The organism is Rhodanobacter lycopersici, assembly GCF_040812335.1.
GTDB lineage: Bacteria > Pseudomonadota > Gammaproteobacteria > Xanthomonadales > Rhodanobacteraceae > Rhodanobacter_A > Rhodanobacter_A lycopersici.
The window spans coordinates 1-22722 of the sequence record NZ_JBFOHK010000005.1 but is presented as its reverse complement, the minus strand read 5'-3'; the positions used below and the strand labels follow the sequence as shown (position 1 = coordinate 22722).

Below are 22722 nucleotides of genomic sequence, written 5' to 3'. Positions count from 1 at the left end.
GTCCCCCGCCGATACGCCGATGCTTTCCCTACCCCACCTGTGGTCCCATCTTGTCGACTGGCTGAGCAACCATGCGGTGACGCCGGCGCTCGATCTGTTGCATCTGGGCAAGCTGTCCGGCGACCCGCGCGACATCGCCGCCTCGCTGCTGATCGCGGCGCTGCAGATCAGCATCATCGGCTTCATCTTCCGGCCGCTGGAAACCTTCCTCCCTGCCGAGAAATGGGCCGACCGCAAGCTCACCCTGGTGGACCGCAACTACACGGTGATGATGCTGGTGGGCATCTTCCCGCTGTTCACCTATCTGATCCTGATGCCGTTCAGCAACCTGCTCGGTGGCGGTGGCGCGGACACCACCAGCACCGGCTCGCCGCTGGCGCTGACCACCCTGGTGCCGTGGTTCAACGGCCATCCCTACCTGCTGTTCGCCACGTACTACGTGGTGTACGACTTCGTGTACTACTGGATGCACCGCACCCAGCACGCGTTGCCGTGGTGGTGGGCGCTGCACAGCATGCACCACAGCACGCGGCAGATGAGCTGCTGGACGAACGACCGCGGCAACCTGATCGATGGTTTCATCCAGTCGATGATCCTCGCCGTGGTGGGTCTGGCGATGGGCGTGGATCCCGATGAGTTCGCGTGGCTGATGCTGCTGGGCGAGCTGGTGCAGAACCTGTCGCACACCAATACGCGGCTCGGGTTCGGACGCCTGTTCGAGCGCCTGCTGGTGGATCCGAAGTTCCACCGCCTGCACCACATGCTGGTCGATCCCGAACGCCCCGGACTGCACAATTGCAACTTCGGCCAGGTGTTCTCGATCTGGGACGTGATCTTCGGTACGGCGCTGTACGGCGAGCCGCCGCGCCCGACCGGCGTGGGCGACCCCGTGGTGGACGCGGACAACAATTACGGCCTGCTTGGCTTGCACTGGGCCTCGACGAAACGCTTCCTGTGCACGGTGCGCCGCCTGGATGGGTGGCGGCCTGGCGAAGTGGCGTTCGATCCGGTGAGCCTGCGCCCGGTTCCGGTCGATCAGCTCGACCTGCATGCGCTGGCACACCACCTGCCAGGCGCCCCCGCCGCGCCTGCGACCAGCGCGGCGATGGACGACGCAGCCGTCGAGGAATCCGCGACGGCCTGAGGCACGCTCACCACGGCAGCGCGTCGAGATCGACGTTGCCGCCGGTGAGCACCACGCCCACGCGCTTGCCGGCGAAGCACCGCGGCCGCTTGAGAATCGCCGCCAGCACGGTGGCGCTGGACACTTCCACCACCTGCTTCAGCTCGCTCCACAGCAGGCGCATCGCGGTCACGGCTTCGGCGTCGCTCACCGTGACCACTTCCACGTGATGCGCGCGCAACGCATCGAGGTTGGGCTCGCCCACCAGTGCGCGCAGGCCATCGCAAACCGTATCCGGCACCACGCCGGTGACGCGCCGGCCCGCCTCCAGCGAACGCGCCGCATCGTCGGCGCCGGCCGGCTCGGCGCCGAACAGCGCCAGCTCCGGCTTGAGCGCATGCGCGGCGATGGCTACGCCCGCGGCCAGGCCGCCGCCGCCGACAGGCGTGGTCAGCGCATCGAGTTGCGGCGCCTGCCGCAGCAGCTCCAGCACGATCGTGCCCTGTCCCGCCATCACCCGCGCATCGGCATAGGGATGCACCAGCGCGGCACCGGTCCCGGCCTGCACGTCGGCGCACATCGCCTCGCGTGCCGCCTGGCTGGGTGCGCAGCGGTGCAGCGTGCCGCCCGCCCGGGCGATGGCGTCGAGCTTGGCCTGCACCGCACCTTCGGGTACCACCACATGGGCCTTGATGCCGCGAGTCGCAGCAGCCAGCGCCAGCGCATTGCCGTGGTTGCCGGAGGAATGCGTGACCACGCCACGCGCAGCTTCTTCATCCGTCAGCGACCACACCGCATTGCAGGCACCGCGGAACTTGAACGCGCCGCCGCGCTGCAGGTTCTCGCACTTGAAATGCAGCTCGGCGCCGGCCAATGCATCCAGTGCCGCGCTGCGCAGCACCGGGGTCACCATGGCGTGTGGCGCGATGCGGGCAGCGGCATCGCGGATGGCGTCGATGTCGGGCAGTGCGCTCATGGCGTGACGATCTCCACGCCGCAGCGGTAGCGCCGCTCCGCGCCCGGCTCCAGCCGGATCGCATCCGCGCATTCGGGCCGGTTGAACGCATTCGCCATGCACTCCATCGGCTCCAGCGCGATCGCGCGGCGCACGTCGCGGCTGATCGTGTCGGAGGTGAAGGCGTGCATCAGGCCGTGCTCCTGCCATACCACCAGCGCACGGCCGCTGGCCGGGTCGCGCAGGTGCGTGCGGATGCGGCCATCCCCGTCGGCCTGCAGGTCGGTGTAACCCTGGTCGATGATGCGGTCGCCGATCACGCGCGGCTCGCGGAAATCCAGCGCGGGTGCGTCGTCCAGCGCCACGTAGGCCGCCTCGCCCGACAGGGCGATCAGGTCGGCACCGGTGCGGACCAGCGTCTCGGCGGGAATCGCCAGCTCCCAGCCGTCCACGGTGGCGTCGGCCAGCCGGAAATAGGGGTGCCAGCCGAAGAAGCACGGCGCCACGCCGTCGCCCACGTTGCGCATCACTGCCTCCAGTGCGAGACCGGCGGCATCCAGCGTGAATGTCACCGCGAGATCGATCGCGTGCGGGTAGCCGGGCTGCGGACGGATCGCCGTGGTGGCCAGGGTCACCCGCGCCTGTTGTTCGCCCGCGCTGATCGCAGCCAGATCGAACGTGGTGCCGCGCACGAAACCATGGCGGCTGGCGCGCGCATCACCAGCCACGCCGGGCTGCAGGTCCTGCGCCTGGCCGTCGTACGTGTAGCGCGCATCGGCGATGCGGCCGGCGAACGGCACCATGATCGCAAAGCGCGAGCCGGAGTGCGCGGCGATCTCGGCGTCGCTGCGGTAGCCGTCGGCGTAGTCGTGCCACGTTCCGCCCTCGTTCGCCTCGAAGTTCAGCAGCGCCGCGCCGCCGCGCGCGATGCGCACGCGGCGGCCACCCGCGACATCCTCCAGTTCCACCACGGGCTGCGTGCCCAGCATGGCCTCGGCGGCGCGGAAACGGGTCATCGCAGGCTCCAGTCGAAGGCGGGAAAGAGACCCCGCATGTTAGCCTGATCCATCCCCGTACCCGATGTTTGCCCGCATGAACGCACGTCCCGAAGCTGCCAACCTGCCGATCCGCCTCACCAACTACCGGGCACCGGCCTGGCGGGTGGAACACGTGGAGCTGGACTTCGAACTGGGCACCGACACCACCGAGGTAGCCGCGAAACTGCTGCTGCGCCGCGATCCCGCGCAGAACGAGCCGCTGCGCCTCGACGGCGAACAACTGGAGCTGCTGTCCATCGCACTGGACGGCCAGCCGCTGCCTGCCACGGCGTATCGCCAGATCGACGGCGGCCTCGAAGTGGACGGTGCCCGCGACGGCAGCGTGCTGGAGACGCGGGTGCGCGTGCATCCTGCCGCGAACACCGCGCTGGAAGGCCTGTACCTTTCCGGGTCGCGCGAAGCCGGCTTCCTGCTCACCCAGTGCGAGGCACAGGGTTTCCGCCACATCACCTGGTTCCCGGACCGCCCCGATGTGCAGTCCACCTATACCGTGACCCTGCGCGCCGACCGCGCGCATTTCCCGGTGCTGCTGGCCGGCGGCAATCCGGACGGCGCCGGCGAACTCGACGGCGGCCGCCACTGGGCACGTTTCGTCGATCCGCATCCCAGGCCCAGTTATCTGTTCGCCCTGGTCGCGGGCCGCCTGGAGAAGATCGAGCGCGACTACCGCACCGCCGATGGCCGCGACGTGCAGCTGAAGATCTGGGCCGAGGCCGACGCCATCGAACGCTGCCACTACGCCATGGATGCGCTGGAGCGCTCGATGCGCTGGGACGAGCAGGCCTACGGCCGCAATTACGACCTCGACGTGTTCCACGTCGTCGCCACCCATGACTTCAACATGGGTGCGATGGAGAACAAGGGCCTCAACATCTTCAACGCGAAGTGCCTGCTGGCCGACCCCGATTCCAGCACCGACGACGAGTACCGCCGCGTGGAGGCGGTGATCGCGCACGAGTATTTCCACAACTGGAGCGGCAACCGCGTCACCTGCCGCGACTGGTTCCAGCTGAGCCTCAAGGAAGGCTTCACCGTGTTCCGCGAGCAGAGCTTCTCGGCCGACATGAATTCGGCGCCGCTGAAGCGCATCGAGGATGTCTCGTTGCTGCGCCGCGCGCAGTTTCCCGAGGATGCCGGCCCGCTGGCGCATCCGGTGCGCCCCGCCGAATACCGCGAGATCAACAACTTCTACACCGCCACCGTGTACGAGAAGGGTGCCGAACTGGTGCGCATGCTGGCCGGCAAGCTGGGCGCGGCAGGCTTCCGCCGCGGCACCGACCTGTACTTCGCGCGCAACGACGGGCGCGCCGCCACCATCGAGGACTTCCTCGCCGCGCTGGGCGAGGCCAACGGCGTCGACCTCACGCCCTACCTGGCCTGGTACGGCCAGGCCGGCACGCCTCGGCTCAAGGCGCACGGCACCTACGATGCCGCGCGGCGCGAATATGTGCTCACCTTGTCGCAACACACCACGCCCGGTCACGACCAGCCACACAGGCAGCCACTGCCGATCCCGGTGAAGCTCGCGCTGTTCGGCAGCGACGGCCGCATGCTGCCCCTGCACATGGACGACCAGACGGCCGGCACCGAAGCCGTGACGGTGCTCACCGAAGCCGAGCAGCACTTCGTGTTCCGTGACCTGGCCGAGCGTCCGATACCTTCGCTGCTGCGCGGCTTCTCCGCGCCGGTGATCCTGGAATGCGATTACACACCAGCCGAACTCGCCCTGCTGCTGACCCATGATCCCGACGGCTTCAACCGCTGGGAAGCCGGTCAGCAACTGGCGCTGCGCGCGCATGATGCGCTACGCGACGGCATGGGTTCGCAGGCTGTCGCGGCCTGGTGTGATGCACTGGCCGCCCTGTTCGACGACGCGAATCTCGATGCCGCCCTGCTCGCCGACCTGCTTTCCCCGCCTGGCGAGATCGAGCTGGCCGAGCGCGAGTCCGTGGTCGACCCTGCACGCATCCACGCACTGCGCCAGCAGTTGCAACAACGCCTGGCCACGCGTATTGGCCCCGACAAGCTGGAGACGCGCTACCGCGCGCTGGCCGCGCAGTCCACGGCAGCGCTCGACGCGGCCAGCCAGGCCCATCGCCGCCTGAAGCAGCGCGTGTTGCAGTTGCTGGCGCTGCTCGATCCGACCGGAGCCTGCGACCACGCCGCCGTGCAATACCGCGACGCACACGGCATGACCGACCGCCTCGGTGCGCTCGCGGTGCTCGCGCGCCACGACGCGGCACGCAGCGCGGAACCGCTGGCACACTTCCGTGCCCGCTACGCGAACGACCCGCTGGCGCTGGACAAGTGGTTCACACTGCAGGCGCAGTTGCCGGGCGAGGGCGCGCTGGCACGCGTGCAGGCACTGGAGGCCGACCCCGCCTTCACCCTGAAGAATCCGAACCGCGCCCGTGCCCTGCTAAGCGCGTTCGCCAGCGGCAATCCCACCGGCTTCCATCGTGTGGACGGGGCGGGTTACCGGCTGTATATCGAGCGCCTGCTGGCACTGGATACCCTGAACCCGCAGATCGCCGCCCGGCTGGCCACCGCGTTCAACGGCTGGCAGCGGCTGGAACCGCAACGCCGCGAGGCGGCCCATGCCGCGCTCGTCGCGCTGGCCGCCCACGACAAACTCTCGCGCAATCTCGCCGAGATCGTGGGCAACATGCTCAAGAGCTGAAACGAAAAGCGGCGGCTTCACGCCGCCGCTGCACCCGCCCCGGCAAGGCCACGCGTCACACGTCCCCGCGACACCGCCTCATACCGGCAGGCTCTTCAACGCGGTGCGCAGCCGCACCATGCGCGACTCCAGCCGCGGCTGCAGCATCGCACGCTCGTTCTCGGCGCGCTCCTGCAGGGTTTCCATCGCCATCTCGATCCGGCCGATCTCGATCAGCAGGTCGTGATGCGGAAAGAACTTCTCGAAATCGATGTTGATGCCCATGACCTCACCTCTCGGTTTTCTCTGCCGCCAGAGGCGATGCATTGGTCGTGCCAAAGTGTGATTTCCATCACACTGTGTGTTCGGGCTGGAGACCGGGACTGACGCGGGGCGTCAGCAGCTGCCATGCATCGGCAGAAAGTTCCATTTCAGTCACCGCTTGTTCACGTGTATGCGGTGAATATCGACCCACGGTCTGGCGGCAAAGACGGCCAAGCACCCCAAGTTTCACTGTTTCTGGCGCCCGGCAATACGGTCATCCTGGATTCCCCCTGTTCCTGAGACCGCCGGGCGCCAGATCTGAACGACGAGACCCCGCATCCGTGCGGGGTCTCGTGTTTTCGGCGGCCAATCTTTAGCGATCATCCGTGATCGCGGGAATCAAACGGGCGGCCATACATGGCCGTACTGCTCAAAAAACGACGGCGCCCCGAGGGGCGCCGTCCTGCTTCCTTTCACGGCACGTGATCAGGCCCCTGTCCTCCCGATCCCGGCGCGCGTTCCCGCACAGCCGCTGCCCATGAAAGTGCGACGTGGGTAATGCAGTTTGCATGCCAAGTACCATGCCCGGATTCGCGCAGTACCATAGCCACCTCACTTTTCGGCCCGTTCGGAACGATGCTCCACCCTACCCGCTATGACGTGATCGTGATCGGCGGCGGCCATGCCGGCACCGAGGCTGCGCTGGCATCCGCGCGTGCCGGGGCGCGCACCCTGCTGCTCACCCACAGCATCGAGACGGTGGGTGCGATGAGCTGCAACCCGGCCATCGGCGGCATCGGCAAGGGCCACCTGGTGAAGGAGATCGATGCGCTGGGTGGCGCCATGGCGCATGCGGCGGACCTGGCCGGCATCCAGTGGCGCACGCTCAATGCCTCCAAGGGCCCCGCGGTGCGCGCCACCCGTTGCCAGGCCGACCGCGCGCTGTACCGTGCCGCGATACGTCACATCGTGGAAAGCCAGCCGAACCTCGACCTGTTCCAGCAGGCGGTGGACGACCTGATCCTGGAAGGCGGCCGTGCCGTCGGCGTGGTGACGCAAATGGGCGTTTCCTTCCGCGCCTGGTCCATAGTGCTCACGGCGGGCACCTTCCTCGCCGGCAAGATCCATGTCGGCCCGGCGCAGTACGCGGGTGGCCGTGCGGGCGATCCGCCGGCCAGTGCGCTGGCGGCACGGCTGCGCGAGCTGCCGCTGGCGGCGGACCGGCTCAAGACCGGCACCCCACCGCGCATCGACCGGCGCAGCATCGACTTCTCGGGGCTGGAAGAACAACGCGGCGACGACCCGGCACCGGTGTTTTCCTACCTCGGCTCGCGCGACGAGCATCCGCGCCAGGTCAGCTGCTGGATCACCCACACCACCGGGCGCACCCACGAACTGATCCGCGGCGCACTGGACCGCTCGCCGCTCTACACCGGCCAGATCGAGGGTGTGGGTCCGCGCTACTGCCCGTCCATCGAGGACAAGGTGGTGCGCTTCGCCGAGAAAACCTCGCACCAGATCTTCATCGAGCCGGAAGGCCTGGACACCTTCGAGATCTACCCCAACGGCATCTCCACCTCGCTGCCGTTCGACGTGCAGCTGGCGCTGGTGCATTCGATCAAGGGCTTCGAGCAGGCACACATCACCCGCCCCGGCTACGCGATCGAATACGATTACTTCGATCCGCGCGGTCTCAACCCGTGGCTGGAGACCAGGATGATCCCGGGCCTGTATTTCGCCGGCCAGATCAACGGCACCACCGGCTACGAGGAGGCCGGCGCGCAGGGACTGGTCGCGGGCCTCAACGCTGCGCTCGGCGCCCAGGGCAAGGCGCCGTGGTATCCGCGCCGCGACGAGGCCTACATCGGCGTGCTGATCGACGACCTCACCAGCAACGGCACGATCGAGCCCTACCGCATGTTCACCTCGCGCGCCGAATACCGGCTGCATCTGCGTGAGGACAACGCCGACCTGCGCCTTACCGGGAAGGGCTTCGAACTGGGCGTGGTGCCGCAGGCGCGCCACGACGCGCTGTGCGCCAAGCGCGAGGCCGTGGAGCGCGAGACGCAGCGCCTCGCCATGCTGTGGGCCGCGCCGAACAACACGCTGGGCGCAGCCATCGAACGCCAGCTCGGCATTACGCTGAGCCGGGAGACGAATGCGCTGGACCTGTTGCGCCGCCCGGAGCTGGACTACGTGAAGCTCACCGCGGTCGCCGGACTCGGCCCCGCCGTGGGGCGTGGGGACGTGGCCGCCCAGGTCGAGGTACAGACCAAGTATGCGGGCTACCTGGAACGCCAGCACGAGGAAATCGCCCGTCAGCGGCGCCACGAGCAGACCGCGATCCCAGTCGGCTTCGATTACGACAAGGTGCGCGGCCTTTCCGCCGAAGTGCTCCTGAAACTCAAGCGCACGCAGCCGGCCACCATCGGCCAGGCCGCCCGCATCAGCGGCATCACCCCGGCCGCGATCTCGCTGCTGCTGGTGCACTTGAAGCGCCACGCCGCCTGAGCGAGCGGCCCGTGCCGTCCGGCACTCTCCACCGGCCGCGCCCGTGGCATGATGCCCGCATTCACCAGCGCGAGGAGTGGGCACGATGGAAATCTGGATCGGACGGAACGGCGAACGCCACGGCCCTTACAAGGAAGAAGACGTGCGGCAATGGCTGCGCAGTGGCCAGGTGAGCCGCGACGATCTGGCATGGCACGAAGGCCTCGCCGACTGGCAGCCGCTGTCGGTCCTGTTCCCCGACGAGATGCCGAGCGCCGCCCCCGCTGCCGGCAACCCCTATTCGGCACCTGCCGCGCCGATGCAGAACCTGCCGCAGACCACCGCCGCGGCGCTGGAGGATCACGCCGGCTTCTGGAAGCGCGTGGCCGCCTACATCCTCGACGCGATCCTGCTGTACATCGTGTTCCGGGTGATCGGCACGTTCTTCGGCATGTCGGCGGCCCAGGAAGCGATGAAACAGGAGATGCTCGGCGGCACTCCCTTCATGCAGGCCTACGAGCACTTCTACAGCGGCATGTGGGCGTACACCCTGCTGACCACGGTGCTGACCTGGCTGTACTTCGCCTTCTGCGAGAGCTCGGTCTGGCAAGCTACCGTGGGCAAGCTGGCGCTCGGCATCCGGGTCACCGACATGCAGGGCGCGCGCATCGGCTTTCCACGGGCACTGGGCCGCTATCTCGCGAAATACATCAGTGCCATCATCCTCTGCATCGGCTTCATCATGGTGGCCTTCACCCGTCGCAAGCAGGGCCTGCACGACCTGATCGCGGGCACGCTGGTGCTGAACGGCCGTGCCAGCGAATTCAAGGACGCGCCAGTCAAGCCCACCGCGAACGGCGGTTCATTCAGCGCCTGATTCGCTGCTGCCAAATCGCGGCGCCGGAGGCGACTCCGGCGCCGTTTGCTTTCCCGGGCATCATGAACACGCTTGCTATCATCCTCGACCGGCCGCAGGCGCCGCTCCGTTTCACCGCAAGGAATCCGATCCACCCATGCTCAGCATCGAACAACGCATTGCCCAAGACATCGCCGCCAAGACCGAACAGGTGCGTGCGGCGGTCGAGCTGCTCGACGGCGGCGCTACCGTGCCGTTCATCGCCCGCTACCGCAAGGAAGTCACCGGTGGCCTCGACGACACCCAGTTGCGCCTGCTGGAGGAACGCCTGCGCTACCTGCGCGAGCTGGAGGAGCGGCGCGCGGCGATCCTCGCCAGCGTCGAGGAACAGGGCAAGTTGAGCGACGGGCTGAAGAACGAGATCCTTGCCGCCGACACCAAGGCGCGGCTGGAAGACCTCTACCTGCCGTACAAGCCCAAGCGCCGCACCAAGGCGCAGATCGCCCGCGAGGCGGGGCTGGAACCGCTGGCCAGCGGCCTGCGCGAAGATCCCACGCAGTCGCCCGAAGCCGTCGCCGAACGATTCGTGGATGCCGACAAGGGGGTGCCCGACGTACGCGCCGCGCTCGACGGTGCCCGCGCGATCCTGATGGAGTCCGTTGCCGAGGACGCGCATCTCGTCGGCGAACTGCGCGACTGGCTGTGGGACAAAGGCCAGATTCGCGCCAAGGTGGTCGAAGGCAAGGAGAACGAAGGCGCGAAGTTCCGCGACTACTTCGACCACGTCGAAGCCATCGGCAAGATTCCCTCGCATCGCCTGCTGGCGCTGATGCGTGCGCGCAACGAAGGTGTGATCGAACTGGACCTGCAACCCACGCTGGACGCCGAGCAGGGTCATCTGGAAGGCGAGGGGCGTGTGGCCGCACACGCCGGCATCCATGATCGCGGCCGGGCCGCCGATACCTGGCTGCGCGAAACGGTGCGCCTGACCTGGCGCGTGAAGCTGCATCTGCACCTGACGCTGGACCTGTTCGGCCGCGTGCGCGAGGGTGCCGAGGACGAGGCGATCCGCGTGTTCGGCGACAACCTCAAGGACCTGATGCTGGCCGCGCCCGCCGGTGCCAAGACCGTGATGGGCCTGGACCCCGGCATCCGCACCGGCTGCAAGGTCGCGGTGGTCGATCCCACCGGCAAGCTGCTGGCTACCGACACCGTCTATCCGCACGAGCCGCGCCGCCAGTGGAACGAATCGCTGGCCGCGCTGGCGCGGCTGTGCCAGAAGCATGGCGTGGACCTGATCGCCATCGGCAACGGCACCGCCTCGCGCGAGACCGACAAGCTGGCCGGCGAACTGATCAAGGGTCTGGCCAAGAGCCACCCGGAGCACAAGCTGTCGAAGATCGTGGTGAGCGAGGCTGGCGCCTCGGTGTACTCCGCTTCGGAAACCGCCGCGAAGGAATTCCCCGAGCTCGACGTGAGCCTGCGCGGCGCCGTCTCCATCGCACGCCGCCTGCAGGATCCGCTGGCCGAACTGGTGAAGATCGAACCCAAGGCGATCGGCGTGGGCCAGTACCAGCACGACGTGAACCAGGTGAAGCTGGCCCGGGCGCTGGACGCCAGGGTCGAGGACTGCGTGAACGCGGTGGGCGTGGATGTGAACACCGCCTCCGCCGCCCTGCTCTCGCGCGTGGCCGGCCTTTCCGCCGGCGTGGCGGAGAACGTGGTGAAGCACCGCGACGCCAACGGCCCGTTCGCCAACCGCAAGGCCCTGCTCAAGGTACCGCGGCTCGGCGACAAGGCCTTCGAGCAGTGCGCAGGCTTCCTGCGCGTACCGAACGGCGACAACCCGCTGGACGCCAGCGCGGTGCATCCGGAAGCCTACCCGGTGGTCGAGCGCATCATCGCCCAGTGCGGCCGCGAGGTGCGCAACATCATCGGCGACACCGGCTTTTTGCGCGGCCTCAAGCCCGAGCAGTACACCGACGAGAAGTTCGGCGTACCCACGGTGCGCGACATCCTCAGGGAACTGGAAAAGCCCGGCCGCGACCCGCGCCCCGAATTCGTGGCCCCCAGCTTTGCCGAAGGCGTGGAGGACGTGAAGGACCTGCGCCCCGGCATGATCCTCGAAGGCCGCGTCACCAACGTGGCCGCGTTCGGCGCGTTCGTGGACATCGGCGTGCACCAGGATGGCCTGGTCCACGTCTCCGCGCTGTCGCACACCTTCGTGAAGGACCCGCGCGACGCGGTGAAGGCCGGCGACATCGTCAAGGTGAAGGTGATGGAGGTGGACATCCCGCGCCAGCGCATCGGCCTGTCGATGCGCCTCGACGACGAGCCGGGCCAGACGCGCGGCAAGCCTGCCGGCGGCGACGCCCGACCCGGCCAGCGCGACGGCCGCGGCCCGCGGCCGGGCAACGCGCCCAAGCCGGCTCCCGCCCCGGCCAACAGTGCCTTCGCCGACGCGTTGGCACGCGCGATCAAGCGCTGAAACCTCGGCATACGGAACCGCATGCGGCAGCGATGCGCTGCAGCATGCGGTTCCGTATGGAATGCCTTACCGTAACGCCCAGCTAACAAGGCCATCCCGGCCGAGGGGAGTATTTCATGCTTCGCACCCGCCACCTGGTCGGCGCCATCGCCACCGCCCTGCTGTTCAGCACCGCCGCCAGCGCCACCGACTTCAGCAAGGTCGTCGTGTTCGGCGACAGCCTGAGCGATGCCGGCAACATCTCGCTGGCGAGCGACCCGTCGATCCAGCCGCCGCTGGAATTCACCACCAATCCGGGCCACGTGGCCGTGCAGGATCTCGCCGGCAGCCTGGGCTATGCCTTGGGGCCGTCGCTCGCGGGCGGCACCGATTACGCCTGGGGTGGCGCCGGCGTGCTGACCAACTCGCCCGGCACGCCGGCGGCAGTGCCGACGATCACCGACCAGGTGGACGCCTATCTCGCCGCGGGCAACGTCGATCCGCACGCGCTGTATTCGATCTGGGGTGGCGCGAACGACATCTTCTACGCCGCCACCTCGGCCGGCGCCGCTGCCACGGCGCAGCAGTTGATCCAGCAGAACGTGGCCGCGCAGATCGCCCAGCTGCAACTGGCCGGCTACACCGCCGCACAGATCCAGGCGCTGACGCCCACGATCACGCAGCAGGTAACCGCGACCGTCACGCAACAGGTTCTCGCCAAGGCCCAGGTGTCCGGCTTCATGACCGCCGACCAGGCCCAGGCCGCCATCACCACCGCCGCCCAGCAGGAGGTGAAGCTGATCGGCGCACTGCAATCCGCCGGCGTCAAGAACATCCTGGTGTTCAACCTGCCCAACATCGGCCTGACGCCCGACGGCACCAGTGAAGGCGCCACGGCAGCGGAGCAATTGACCGACCTCAGCGTGATCTTCAACGGCACGCTCAACACCGGCCTGGGCCAGCTGGGCAAGGGCATCATCCCGGTCAACACCTACGCGCTGATCAACGAAGTGATTGCCAACCCGTCGCTCTACGGCTTCAGCAACGTCACCACGCCGGCCTGCGGCGCCGGCTCCAGCTCGGTGCAATGCGGCCCGCAGGGTTCGGGCCTGCCCTACACCTACGCAGCGGGCACCGACCAGAGCTACCTGTTCGCCGACGGGGTGCATCCCACCACGGCGGCACACGCCATGCTGGCCCAGGTGGTGCTGTCCGAACTCAACGCACCCGGCCAGATTTCGCTGCTGGGCGAGACGGCGCTGGCCAGCACCACCGCGCAGACCAGCGCGATCCGCAATGAGATGCTGGCCGACAGCAACGGCAGCGACACCCGCGCCTTCGTCAACGTGAATTACGCGCACCAGAGCTACGATGCGCAGAGCAATTCGCCGAAGACCACCAGCAACGACGTCAACCTCACCCTGGGTGCCGACGCGCGCATCAACGACAACCTTTCGGCCGGCGTCGCACTGGGCGTGGGCCAGAGCAACGCCGACTTCACCGGCGGTGGCGGCTACCAGCTGCAGGACATCAGCGGCCTGGGTTACCTCACCTACCACCAGGGCGGCGGCTATGTGGGCGGCTACGTGAATTTCGGCCAGGCCAACTTCAGCGATATCGATCGCCGCATCCAGATCGGCATCGCCTCGCGCGGCGAAACCGGCAAGGCTGACGGCTCGCACCTCGGCGGTGGCCTCACCGGCGGCTGGTGGTTCGATTTCGGCAGCCTGCGCACCGGCCCCTACGCGAACCTCGAATGGGAAACGATCAAGATCAACGGCTACAGCGAGGACGGCGACGACAGCACCGCGATGTGGTTCGGCCGCCAGCAGCGCAATGCGCTGATCGGCACGCTGGGCTGGCGCGTGCAGGGCCACTGGCAGGCAGGCAACACCGTGCTGGCGCCTTATGCCGACATCGGCTGGAACAACGACAGCAAGGCAAACGCGCGTGACATCACCGCCGGCCTCAACAGCATGAACGGCAGCTTCGCGCTACCCGGCTTCACGCCCGACAAGAACTGGGGTTCTGCCGACCTCGGCCTGTCCGCGCAGTTCAACCGGCGGCTCAGCGGCTGGGTGAGCTACAACGGCCACTTCAGCGACGACAGCCAGAAGTACAACAGCGTCAACCTGGGCGTGAAGTACGCCTTCTGACGCCTGCGGTCGGTGGGGCAGCCTGTACGAGATGACCCGCTCCACTGAAAAGTGCGGCCATGGATGGCCCGCCTGTTCGACGCTCGTGATCAGGGATCATCGCAATGAAAAAGCCGTCCGCGATGCGGACGGCTTTTTCGTATCGGACGTGCCGGTACTGCTTACTTCTTCTTGTTGCCGCCAGCGAGGTTGTAGATGGCCGTCGCCTGCTGGCGCAGGCTGGTGGCATCGTCGGAGTCCAGGTCGCCGGTCTTGTCGCCGGTCTGCTGCTCGTGCAGCACCAGCATGCCGTTCTCGGTCCAGCTGGCGCGCTCGATCGAGCTGGGCTTGGCGTCCTTGTTCGCCTTCTTCTGCTGCACGGCCACCCACGGCGAGCCGTTCTTGTAGGCGTAATCGGTGCTGGTGAAACCCTTGTCGCCGTAATCCACCAGCTCGCGGATCACCTTCGTCTCGCCGTTCTGGCGGAACACCTGCCAGCCGCGCGAGGCATTCGGCTCCAGCTTGGTGCCGCTGGTCACCTTCATGCCGCCGATCTGCTTGATCAGTGTGTTGAAGTCGGCCAGGTCCTTCTCGGCCGGGGTCTGCTCGGCCACCAGCTCGATCGTGGCCTGGTTCTTGTTGCCCTTGGTCAGCACCGGCGCCTGGATCGGCATGCTGTAGTGGCGGGCGCCATCGGTGAGGATGGCCTTCACCACGTACAGGTCAGCCGGATTGATCTCGCCCGGCTTGAAGTTCAGCTCGAACGAATAGGGGAAGGTGGCACCCGAAGCCACCGTCTTGCTGGCGATCGGCGCCGCGCCGGTCTGGGCGGACGACACGTCGACCAGATTGATCACCAGTTGCGCATTCGGCGAGGGCTGGATCGGGCCGCGCACCGCGATGGTGCCGCTCACGGAACCGGCGGTGGCGGCCGCTGTCGAACTGGCGCTGGCGGCGCCTTCCTCCGTCTGCGAGGACGTCGACGAACCACAACCGGCCAGAGCCAGAAGCACGGCCATCGACATCACCGACAAAACCATCTTGCGCATGGGGTAAGCCTCGTTACTGAATTGGATCGGACACGGAAACCCAGACATGGAAAGGCCTCGGTTTCGCCGCGGGGGAAATTCCGAGCATAGCCCAAAAAGCATCGTTGCGGGAAAGTCAAGCCGGTCTACCCGCATTCTTGCGTGAACGTATACGAAACGGCCTCGTAATACCTATCGAGTGAAGCATCCTGGCGAGTCTTATCATTTCCGCGGGAGATTTCGTTCCGGGCCAAGGGTAAAAGGCGCTTGGTCCCGGGATGCCGGAGGCTGGACCGCAACCGCAAGAAAACCTCGTGGCCAGACGGTTCCTTCACGCTGTCAGCACGCCTTTTCGACACGACAACGCGTAATCTTGCGACAAACCTCCTGCCAATTGCGACCCACCGCCATGAATACGCAGAAAATCACGCACGATCCATTCCAGTCGACCTTCGCCGATCGCATCAAGCTGCTCATCCAGCGCGTAGGCAGCGCCACCGAAATCGCACGCATGTGCGGCTTTTCGGAAGGCGTGGTGCGCAGCTGGCGTGACGGCCACACCGATCCCTCACGCGCACGCTGCGTTACCTTGGCCCGCACGCTGGGCATCTCGCTGATCTGGCTGGTGGCCGGCGAAGGTGCCCTGCAGATCGACCCGAGCGCCACGAACACGGACGACTCGCAATACAGCTCCGAGACGGTCTCACCCCATCGCGCGCGCGGCCGCATCGGTCATGCCCATCGCCTGGCCGCGGTCGCGGACACCTCGGTCGATCCGCGCCGGCTGAATACCGCCATGCAGATCCTGCAGTCGGAGCTGGAGTTGGCGAACAGCCCGCTGACGCTGGCCGAGAACACCGACATGCTCACCAATCTGTACGAGATCCTGGGCACCGACGGTTCCAGCGTGGATGCCACCGCCATGCTGAGGTTCAATCGCCAGCTGGCCGAGCGCATTCGCCAGTCCAAGTCGTCGCGCGAAATCGCCTGAGCCCTCCTCAAGCAATCCGCGCTTCGATTGCATCCAGACGCGGCGACCCACTCCGGGCCGCCGCGTCTTCGCATGCCTGATCAGTCGCGCAGCAGCGCGATGTCGGCCACCGCGCCGAATGCGGCCTTGAGCCGTCCCAGCAGGGCAAGGCGATTGCGGCGCACCGCCGGGTTCTCGGCATTCACCAGCACCTGCTCGAAGAATGCGTCCACCGGCACCTGCAACTGTGCGAGCCGCTTCAGTACGCTTGCGTAATCACTTCGTTGCAGTGCCTCGGAAGTCTCCCTCCCCGCCGCCTCGAGCGCGTCGGCCAGGGCGCGTTCGGCATCACCCTCGAAATGCGCCGGATCCACGGCCTGGTCCGGCACCGGCGCGCCGATCTCCTCGACCTGCTTGCGCAGGATGTTCGCCACGCGCTTGTTTGCGGCCGCCAGGCTGGCCGCCTCCGGCAACCGGCCGAACTCGACCACGGCATGCAGACGGCGATCGAAGTCGGGCAGAGTCTCCGGCTGCACTGCGAGCACGGCCTCGTAGGCCTCGGCCGGGCAGCCCTGCTCCGCGTAATAGCCACGCAGACGGTCCAGCACGAAATCGCCCAGTTCCACAGCCAAGTTGGCGCGGCGCTGGCCGATGTCCACCGCGGGTTTCTTGCCGTCCTTGCCGGGCTTTGTGCCTGCCATGAAGGCGGCTTCAGGCAGCAGCTCCAGTGCCTCGACGAATGTGCCCCGCAGGTCCAGCTCCAGGCCGCCCTCGATCAGGGTGCGCGCCAGACCAAGCGCCGCGCGGCGCAGGGCGAACGGATCCTTGTTGCCGCTGGGCTTCATGCCCACCGCGAAGATGCCGGCCAGCGTGTCGAGTCGTTCGGCAACGGCCAGCACCTGGCCCAGCTTGTCGGCAGCGATGTGGTCGCGCGCGAAACGCGGCTGGTAGTAGCTGTCCAGCGCCACGGCCACCTCGGCTGGCTCGCCGTCGTGGAGGGCGTAATAGCGGCCCATCACGCCCTGCAGCTCGGGGAATTCGCCCACCATGCGGGTAAGCAGGTCGCACTTGCTCAGGGAGGCCGTGCGCGTGGCGGCGCCGGCGTCGACGCCCACCCGGTTGGCGACGATGCGCGCCAGCTCAGCCACGCGCACGCTCTTGTCCCACAGGCTGCCCAGCGCCTGCTGGTAGGTCACGCCCTTGAGCTGCTCCTGGTAGCTCGCCAGCGGCGCCTTCAGATCCTCGTCCCAGAAGAATTTCGCATCGGCGAAGCGCGGGCGGATCACGCGCTCATAGCCCTTGCGGATCTCCGCGGGCTGCTTCGACTCGATGTTGGCCATGCCGATGAAATGCTCGGTGAGCTTGCCGTCCGCGTCGAACACCGGCACGAACTTCTGGTTGGTTTCCATGGTGGTGACCAGTGCTTCCTGCGGTACGGCGAGAAAGCCGCGTTCGAAGCTGCAGGCGATCGCCGCCGGCCACTCGACAAGGTTCGCGATCTCGTCGAGCAAGGCCCCGTCGAGCCGCGGCATGCCGCCGGTTTCCTTCGCCGCGCGCGCCACTTCGTCGCGCACGCGCGCCCGTCGCTCGACCGGGTCGGCCAGCACCCTGGCGCTGCGCATCGCATCGAGCCAGCCGTCGGCATCGGCCACGTGCACCGGTTGCGGATGCATGAAGCGATGGCCGCGCGATTTGCGGCCGCTCTGGAGACCCAGCACCTCGCCGTCGACGATGTCGGCACCGTGCAGCATCACCAGCCAATGCACGGGACGCACGAAGGCATAGTCGTGGTCGGCCCAGCGCATCGGGCGCGGGATCGGCAGGCCCTTGAGCGCCTCGTCCACGATTTCCGGCAGCAGCGCCGCCAGGGTCTGGCCCGGTTTCACTGCGCGGAACACGAACCATGCGCCCTTGTCGGTCTCCAGCTTTTCCAACTGCTCCACTGCGATGCCGCAGGACTGCGCGAAACCAAGCAGCACCTTGCCGGGCCTGCCTTCCGCATCCAGCGCGGCGTTGACCGCCGGGCCGCGACGCTCGATGGATTGCTCCGGCTGGATGGCGGCCACGCGCGGCACGTGGACGGCCAGGCGCCGGGGCGAGCACCAGGCTCGCGCCTCGTCCAGCGCGGCCTCGATGCCGCGCTTGGCCAGCCCGTCGCAGACGCCACGCAGGAAGGCGGCGGACAATTCGTCCAGCGCCTTGGGCGGCAGTTCCTCGGTACCCAGTTCGATCAGCAGCGACTTGGCGGCGCTCATGCGGCCTGCTCCTTTGCGTTCCTCTTCAGGCCCGGGAAACCGAGCCTCTCGCGCTGCGCCACATAGGTTTCGGCCACGCTGCGCGCCAGGGTGCGCACGCGCAGGATGTAACGCTGGCGTTCGGTGACGCTGATCGCACGACGCGCATCGAGCAGGTTGAAGGTGTGGCTGGCCTTCATCACCTGTTCGTAGGCGGGCAGCGGCAGGCTCGCCGCGATGAGCTGGTTGGCGGCGGCTTCACACACGTCGAACCAGTGCAGCAGTTCCGGCACGTTGGCGTGCTCGAAGTTGTAGGTGCTCTGCTCGACCTCGTTCTGGTGGAACACGTCGCCATACGTGACCTTGCCGTGCGGACCCTCGGTCCACACCAGGTCGTAGACGTTGTCCACGTTCTGCAGGTACATCGCCAGGCGCTCGAGGCCGTAGGTGATCTCGCCGGTCACCGGGCGGCATTCCAAACCACCGGCCTGCTGGAAGTAGGTGAACTGGGTGACTTCCATGCCGTTCAACCAGACTTCCCAGCCCAGGCCCCAGGCACCCAGCGTGGGCGATTCCCAGTTGTCCTCGACGAAGCGCAGGTCGTGCACCAGCGGATCCAGCCCCAACTCCTTCAGCGAACCGATGTAGAGATCGAGGATGTTCTCCGGGTTCGGCTTCATCACCACCTGGTACTGGTAGTAGTGCTGCAGTCGGTTCGGGTTCTCGCCGTAGCGACCGTCGGTGGGGCGGCGCGAAGGTTGCACGTAGGCGGCAGCCCATGGTTCGGGACCCAGCGAACGCAGGAAGGTGGCCGGATGGAAAGTGCCTGCGCCAACCTCGGTGTCGAGCGGCTGCAGCAGCACGCAACCCTGGTTCCCCCAATAGCGGTTGAGGGTCTGGATCACATCCTGGAAGGTACGTGCGGACATGGCTTTCCGTGACCGTGAACAAAGCGCGTTAGTATAGCCGCAGCACGCTTGCGCACTGGCTCTCCACCGTTGCGCCGCGCCACGGGGGAGTTGTACGGATGGCCGTATCACCACAAATCGCAAGCCTGCTCGGCCGCCGCGGCCGGCTGGAGCTGGACGAGTTGCTCGCCGCGCTGATGGTCGACGGCTACGTCACTGCCGAGGACGCCAAGCAGGTGCGCATGGGTTCGCGTTCCGGCCGCAGCGCGGTGGAGCTGCATCCGCTGGTGCTGATCGCAAACGCCAAGCTGCCGAACCAGCGCGATCCCGGCCGCCCGCTGAGCCTGGAAACCTTGGTCGAATGGCTGGCCGGGCACGCCGGGCTGCCCTATCTCAAGATCGACCCGATGAAGGTCAACGTGGCCGCGGTCACCCAGGTGGTGAGCCACGCCTACGCGCAGCGGCACCGCATCCTGCCCGTGGCCGCCGCGACCGGCGAGGTGACCTTCGCCACCGCCGAACCGTTCGACGCGGCCTGGGCCACCGACCTTTCGCACATGCTGCGCCGGGACGTGCACCGCGTGGTGTCGAGCCCTATCGACATCAACCGCTACCTGCAGGAGTTCTACGGCGTCCAGCGCTCGATCCAGCTGGCGCAGGATGCGAAGGCCAACGGTGGCTACGACACCTCGGCGATCCTCAACTTCGAGCAGCTGGTCGAACTGGGCAAAAGCGGCGAAGTGGGCGCGGACGATCGCCACGTGGTGCACATCGTCGACTGGCTACTGCAGTACGCGTTCGAGCAGCGCGCCTCCGACATCCACCTGGAGCCGCGCCGCGAGGCCGGGCAGATGCGCTTCCGCATCGACGGCGTGATGCACAAGGTATTCGAGCTGCCACCGCCGGTGATGAGCGCAGTGACCGCGCGCATCAAGATCCTCGCGCGCATGGACGTGGCCGAGAAGCGACGCCCGCAGGACGGCCGCATCAAGACCCGTTCCTCGACCGGACGCGAAGTGGAGTTGCGCGTCTCCAGCATGCCCACGGCGTTCGGCGAGAAGATGGTGTTGCGCATCTTCGACCCCGACCTGGTGGTGAAGGACTTCGCCCAGCTCGGCTTCTCCGCGGGCGAGACGGTGCAGTGGCGGCACATGGTGGAACGGCCGCACGGCATCGTGCTGGTCACCGGCCCCACCGGCTCGGGCAAGACCACCACGCTGTACTCCACGCTCAAGCACCTGGCCACACCGGCGATGAACGTGTGCACCGTGGAGGACCCGATCGAGATGGTCTCGTCCGAGTTCAACCAGATGCAGGTGCAGCCCTCGATCGATCTCGATTTCGCCGCCGGCGTGCGTACCCTGCTGCGGCAGGATCCCGACATCATCATGGTGGGCGAGATCCGTGACCTGGAGACCGCGCAGATGGCGGTGCAGGCGTCGCTCACCGGGCATCTGGTGCTCTCCACTCTGCACACCAATGACGCACCCAGCGCGGTGACCCGCCTGCTCGATCTCGGCGTGCCGCACTACCTGATCCAGTCCACGCTCACTGGCGTGGTGGCGCAGCGCCTGGTGCGCACGCTCTGCCCCTACTGCAAGAGGGAAGCTGCGCAAAACCCGCACGAATGGGCCGCGCTCACCCACGGCTGGTCGCTGCCCGTGCCGCCGACGGTATGCGCACCGGTCGGCTGCCTGGAATGCCGCAACACCGGCTTCATGGGCCGCACCGGCATCTACGAGATGATGCCGATCTCGCCGCGGCTGCGCGGGTTGATCGCGGCGCAACTAGAGCTGGGCAACTTCGGCAAAACCGCGCTGTCCGAAGGCATGCGGCCGCTGCGCATTTCCGCCGCCGAGCAGGTGGCGCGCGGACTCACCACGGTGCAGGAAGTGCTCGCCGTGCTGCCACCGATCGAAGCGCCCGACGATCCCGACCTACCCCAGCAGCCCGGCAACGCATGAAGCCCGTCCTGATCATTCGCACCGGCCGCGCGCCGGACGCCATTCGTGCCCGTCACGGCGATTTCCCGCATTGGTTCCGGCTCAGCGCGCAACTACCGTCACAGCGGTTGCAGGTCGTCGACGTGGCGGCTGGCGATGCGCTGCCAACGCCAGGCGCGTTGGCCGGCGCCATCATCACCGGTTCGGCGGCGATGGTCACCGAACGCGCCGCCTGGAGCGAACGCACGGCCGGCTGGATCCGCGACGCGATGGACGCGGAGCTGCCGCTGTTCGGCGTCTGCTTCGGCCATCAGCTGATGGCGCACGCACTGGGTGGTCGCGTCGACTACCTCCCCGGCGGCCGCGAGATCGGTACGCTGCCGATCGAAAAGCTGCAAGAGGCTGTGCGTGACCCGCTTGCCGCCAAACTGCCGGCGAGCTTCCGTGCCCACACCACGCATGAGCAGAGTGTGCTGGAAGCACCATCCGGCGCCATCGTGCTGGCGCGCTCGGCACGCGACCCGCATCAGCTGTTGCGTTACGGTCCACATGCGCTCAGTACGCAGTTCCATCCGGAATTCAGCGCCGATGTGATGCGCGCCTACATCCGCCGCAGGCGTGCCGACATGCGGCGCGAAGGATTCGATCCGCAGCGCAGCTTCCGCGAGGTGGCAGCCACGCCGATTGCACGCGGGCTGCTGCACAGCTTCGCGCGCCATCACGGGCTGTCGCACGGCGCCCGTCATCGTTGAGAATCAATGCCGCAGGCGTCGCGCGATCGCATCGCGCGAAAACAAGGCGAACACCAGACCAAACACGAAACCGCCAATGTGCGCCCACCACACGTAGGCGCCATAGCTGGGACCGGCATAGCTGAAGAGCAGCTGCAGCAGCACCCATATGCCGATGAGCAGAAAGGCCGGCACGCGCACGAATTCCAGGTACAGGCCAAGCGGCAGAACCAGTCCGAGCCGCGCGCGCGGGAACAGCGCCATGTAGGTGCCGACCACTGCCGACACCGCACCGCTGCAACCGATGATCGGCAAACGCACGCCAGCCAGCGACAGCGCACCGATCAGGTTCGCCACGATGCCGCCGGCTACGAACAGCAACAGGAAACGCAGCGAGCCCAGCGTGCGTTCGCCCGGCAAACCAAAGATCACCAGGAACAGCAGGTTGCTCAGCAGGTGCAACCAGGTGACATGGATGAACAGCGCTGTGAACAGGCGCAACAGCGAAGGATCGGTCAACTGCGGCCACAATGGCTCGTGCGCATTGAAAATGTTCGCCGGCACGGTGCCCCACTCCCCCAGCACCGCAATCCGCCGCGGCAGCGGCAACAGGGACAGCCACACGAAGCACAGCACGCACACGCTGACGATGAGCAGAGTGGCCCATTGCCATTGCCGGCGCCGGCGTGTCTCGACGTGTACAAACAAGCTCGCGCTCCGCTGCCGCCGTCATCGGCCGACTGTGCATGATAGGCGATTGCGCAACGACTCCAGCACGGCGGCGCCGATCCGTGGCACCGACATACGACGAAGCCGCACAAGCAAACGCCCCCACCGATATCGGTGGGGGCGTTTGAGGGATAAAGCCCCTGGCGGTGACCTACTCTTGCATGCGAGGTGC

At 67.2% G+C, this 22722-nt stretch carries 16 protein-coding genes; 9 read left to right on the top strand and 7 right to left on the bottom strand.

From position 1 onward, the window contains the following. Positions 1 to 19: 19 nt before the first annotated feature. Positions 20 to 1144: a sterol desaturase family protein gene (locus ABQJ54_RS16305; RefSeq protein ID WP_367855382.1), complete on the top strand. Its 1125-nt coding sequence runs from the start codon at positions 20 to 22 to the stop codon at positions 1142 to 1144. A gap of 7 nt (positions 1145 to 1151) precedes the next feature. Here the strand turns inward: ABQJ54_RS16305 and ABQJ54_RS16300 are convergent, their stop codons facing one another. Then, positions 1152 to 2099 (bottom strand): pyridoxal-phosphate dependent enzyme, encoded by a 948-nt coding sequence (locus ABQJ54_RS16300; protein ID WP_367855381.1) that lies wholly within the window; start codon positions 2097 to 2099, stop codon positions 1152 to 1154. Then, positions 2096 to 3094 (bottom strand): aldose 1-epimerase, encoded by a 999-nt coding sequence (locus ABQJ54_RS16295; protein WP_367855380.1) that lies wholly within the window; start codon positions 3092 to 3094, stop codon positions 2096 to 2098. Before ABQJ54_RS16295 ends, ABQJ54_RS16300 begins: the two co-directional genes overlap by 4 nt. Before the next feature lie 76 nt (positions 3095 to 3170). On the opposite strand from ABQJ54_RS16295, the gene pepN reads away from it, so the two are divergent. After that, positions 3171 to 5816 carry an aminopeptidase N gene (gene pepN, locus ABQJ54_RS16290; RefSeq protein ID WP_367855379.1) on the top strand — a complete coding sequence of 882 codons (2646 nt, stop codon included), beginning with the start codon at positions 3171 to 3173 and terminating at the stop codon, positions 5814 to 5816. A gap of 78 nt (positions 5817 to 5894) precedes the next feature. On the opposite strand, the gene ABQJ54_RS16285 is transcribed toward pepN, so the two are convergent. Further along, the gene (locus ABQJ54_RS16285) at positions 5895 to 6080 is read right to left on the bottom strand and encodes a hypothetical protein (RefSeq protein WP_367855378.1); all 186 of its coding nucleotides are present in this window, start codon (positions 6078 to 6080) and stop codon (positions 5895 to 5897) included. 615 nt (positions 6081 to 6695) lie between these two features. Here ABQJ54_RS16285 and mnmG point away from each other — a divergent pair. The 4 genes from mnmG (at position 6696) to ABQJ54_RS16265 (ending at position 14028) form a co-directional block, all read left to right on the top strand. After that, positions 6696 to 8570, top strand: a complete 1875-nt coding sequence (gene mnmG / locus ABQJ54_RS16280; protein WP_367855377.1) for a tRNA uridine-5-carboxymethylaminomethyl(34) synthesis enzyme MnmG — start codon at positions 6696 to 6698, stop codon at positions 8568 to 8570. A gap of 85 nt (positions 8571 to 8655) precedes the next feature. Then, positions 8656 to 9426, top strand: a complete 771-nt coding sequence (locus tag ABQJ54_RS16275; protein WP_367855376.1) for an RDD family protein — start codon at positions 8656 to 8658, stop codon at positions 9424 to 9426. Between the two features lie 136 nt (positions 9427 to 9562). After that, positions 9563 to 11893: a Tex family protein gene (locus ABQJ54_RS16270; protein WP_367855375.1), complete on the top strand. Its 2331-nt coding sequence runs from the start codon at positions 9563 to 9565 to the stop codon at positions 11891 to 11893. 116 nt (positions 11894 to 12009) lie between these two features. Then, positions 12010 to 14028 (top strand): autotransporter domain-containing protein, encoded by a 2019-nt coding sequence (locus ABQJ54_RS16265; RefSeq protein WP_367855374.1) that lies wholly within the window; start codon positions 12010 to 12012, stop codon positions 14026 to 14028. A 161-nt stretch (positions 14029 to 14189) separates the two neighbouring features. On the opposite strand, the gene ABQJ54_RS16260 is transcribed toward ABQJ54_RS16265, so the two are convergent. Next, complete coding sequence (locus ABQJ54_RS16260) at positions 14190 to 15056, bottom strand: YbaY family lipoprotein (protein ID WP_367855373.1); 867 nt, start codon at positions 15054 to 15056, stop codon at positions 14190 to 14192. A 388-nt stretch (positions 15057 to 15444) separates the two neighbouring features. On the opposite strand from ABQJ54_RS16260, the gene ABQJ54_RS16255 reads away from it, so the two are divergent. Further along, complete coding sequence (locus tag ABQJ54_RS16255; RefSeq protein WP_367855372.1) at positions 15445 to 16026, top strand: helix-turn-helix domain-containing protein; 582 nt, start codon at positions 15445 to 15447, stop codon at positions 16024 to 16026. An 80-nt stretch (positions 16027 to 16106) separates the two neighbouring features. On the opposite strand, the gene glyS is transcribed toward ABQJ54_RS16255, so the two are convergent. Both glyS and glyQ read right to left on the bottom strand, forming a co-directional pair. Then, positions 16107 to 18260: a glycine--tRNA ligase subunit beta gene (glyS, locus tag ABQJ54_RS16250; RefSeq protein ID WP_367855371.1), complete on the bottom strand. Its 2154-nt coding sequence runs from the start codon at positions 18258 to 18260 to the stop codon at positions 16107 to 16109. Beyond that, positions 18257 to 19168 (bottom strand): glycine--tRNA ligase subunit alpha, encoded by a 912-nt coding sequence (glyQ, locus tag ABQJ54_RS16245; protein ID WP_367855370.1) that lies wholly within the window; start codon positions 19166 to 19168, stop codon positions 18257 to 18259. The genes glyS and glyQ overlap by 4 nt, the downstream gene beginning before the upstream one ends. A 98-nt stretch (positions 19169 to 19266) precedes the next feature. Here glyQ and tfpB point away from each other — a divergent pair, with 98 nt between their 5' ends. Together tfpB and ABQJ54_RS16235 are read left to right on the top strand one after the other, a co-directional pair. Then, a complete protein-coding gene (gene tfpB / locus ABQJ54_RS16240) occupies positions 19267 to 21111 on the top strand; it encodes a type IV pilus assembly ATPase TfpB (protein WP_367855369.1) in 1845 nt (614 codons plus the stop codon). Further along, positions 21108 to 21842: a glutamine amidotransferase gene (locus ABQJ54_RS16235; protein WP_367855368.1), complete on the top strand. Its 735-nt coding sequence runs from the start codon at positions 21108 to 21110 to the stop codon at positions 21840 to 21842. The genes tfpB and ABQJ54_RS16235 overlap by 4 nt, the downstream gene beginning before the upstream one ends. Positions 21843 to 21845: 3 nt before the next feature. On the opposite strand, the gene ABQJ54_RS16230 is transcribed toward ABQJ54_RS16235, so the two are convergent. After that, on the bottom strand, positions 21846 to 22529 hold the full coding sequence (locus ABQJ54_RS16230; RefSeq protein WP_367855367.1) for a rhomboid family intramembrane serine protease: 684 nt from the start codon (positions 22527 to 22529) through the stop codon (positions 21846 to 21848). Positions 22530 to 22722: the final 193 nt, after the last annotated feature.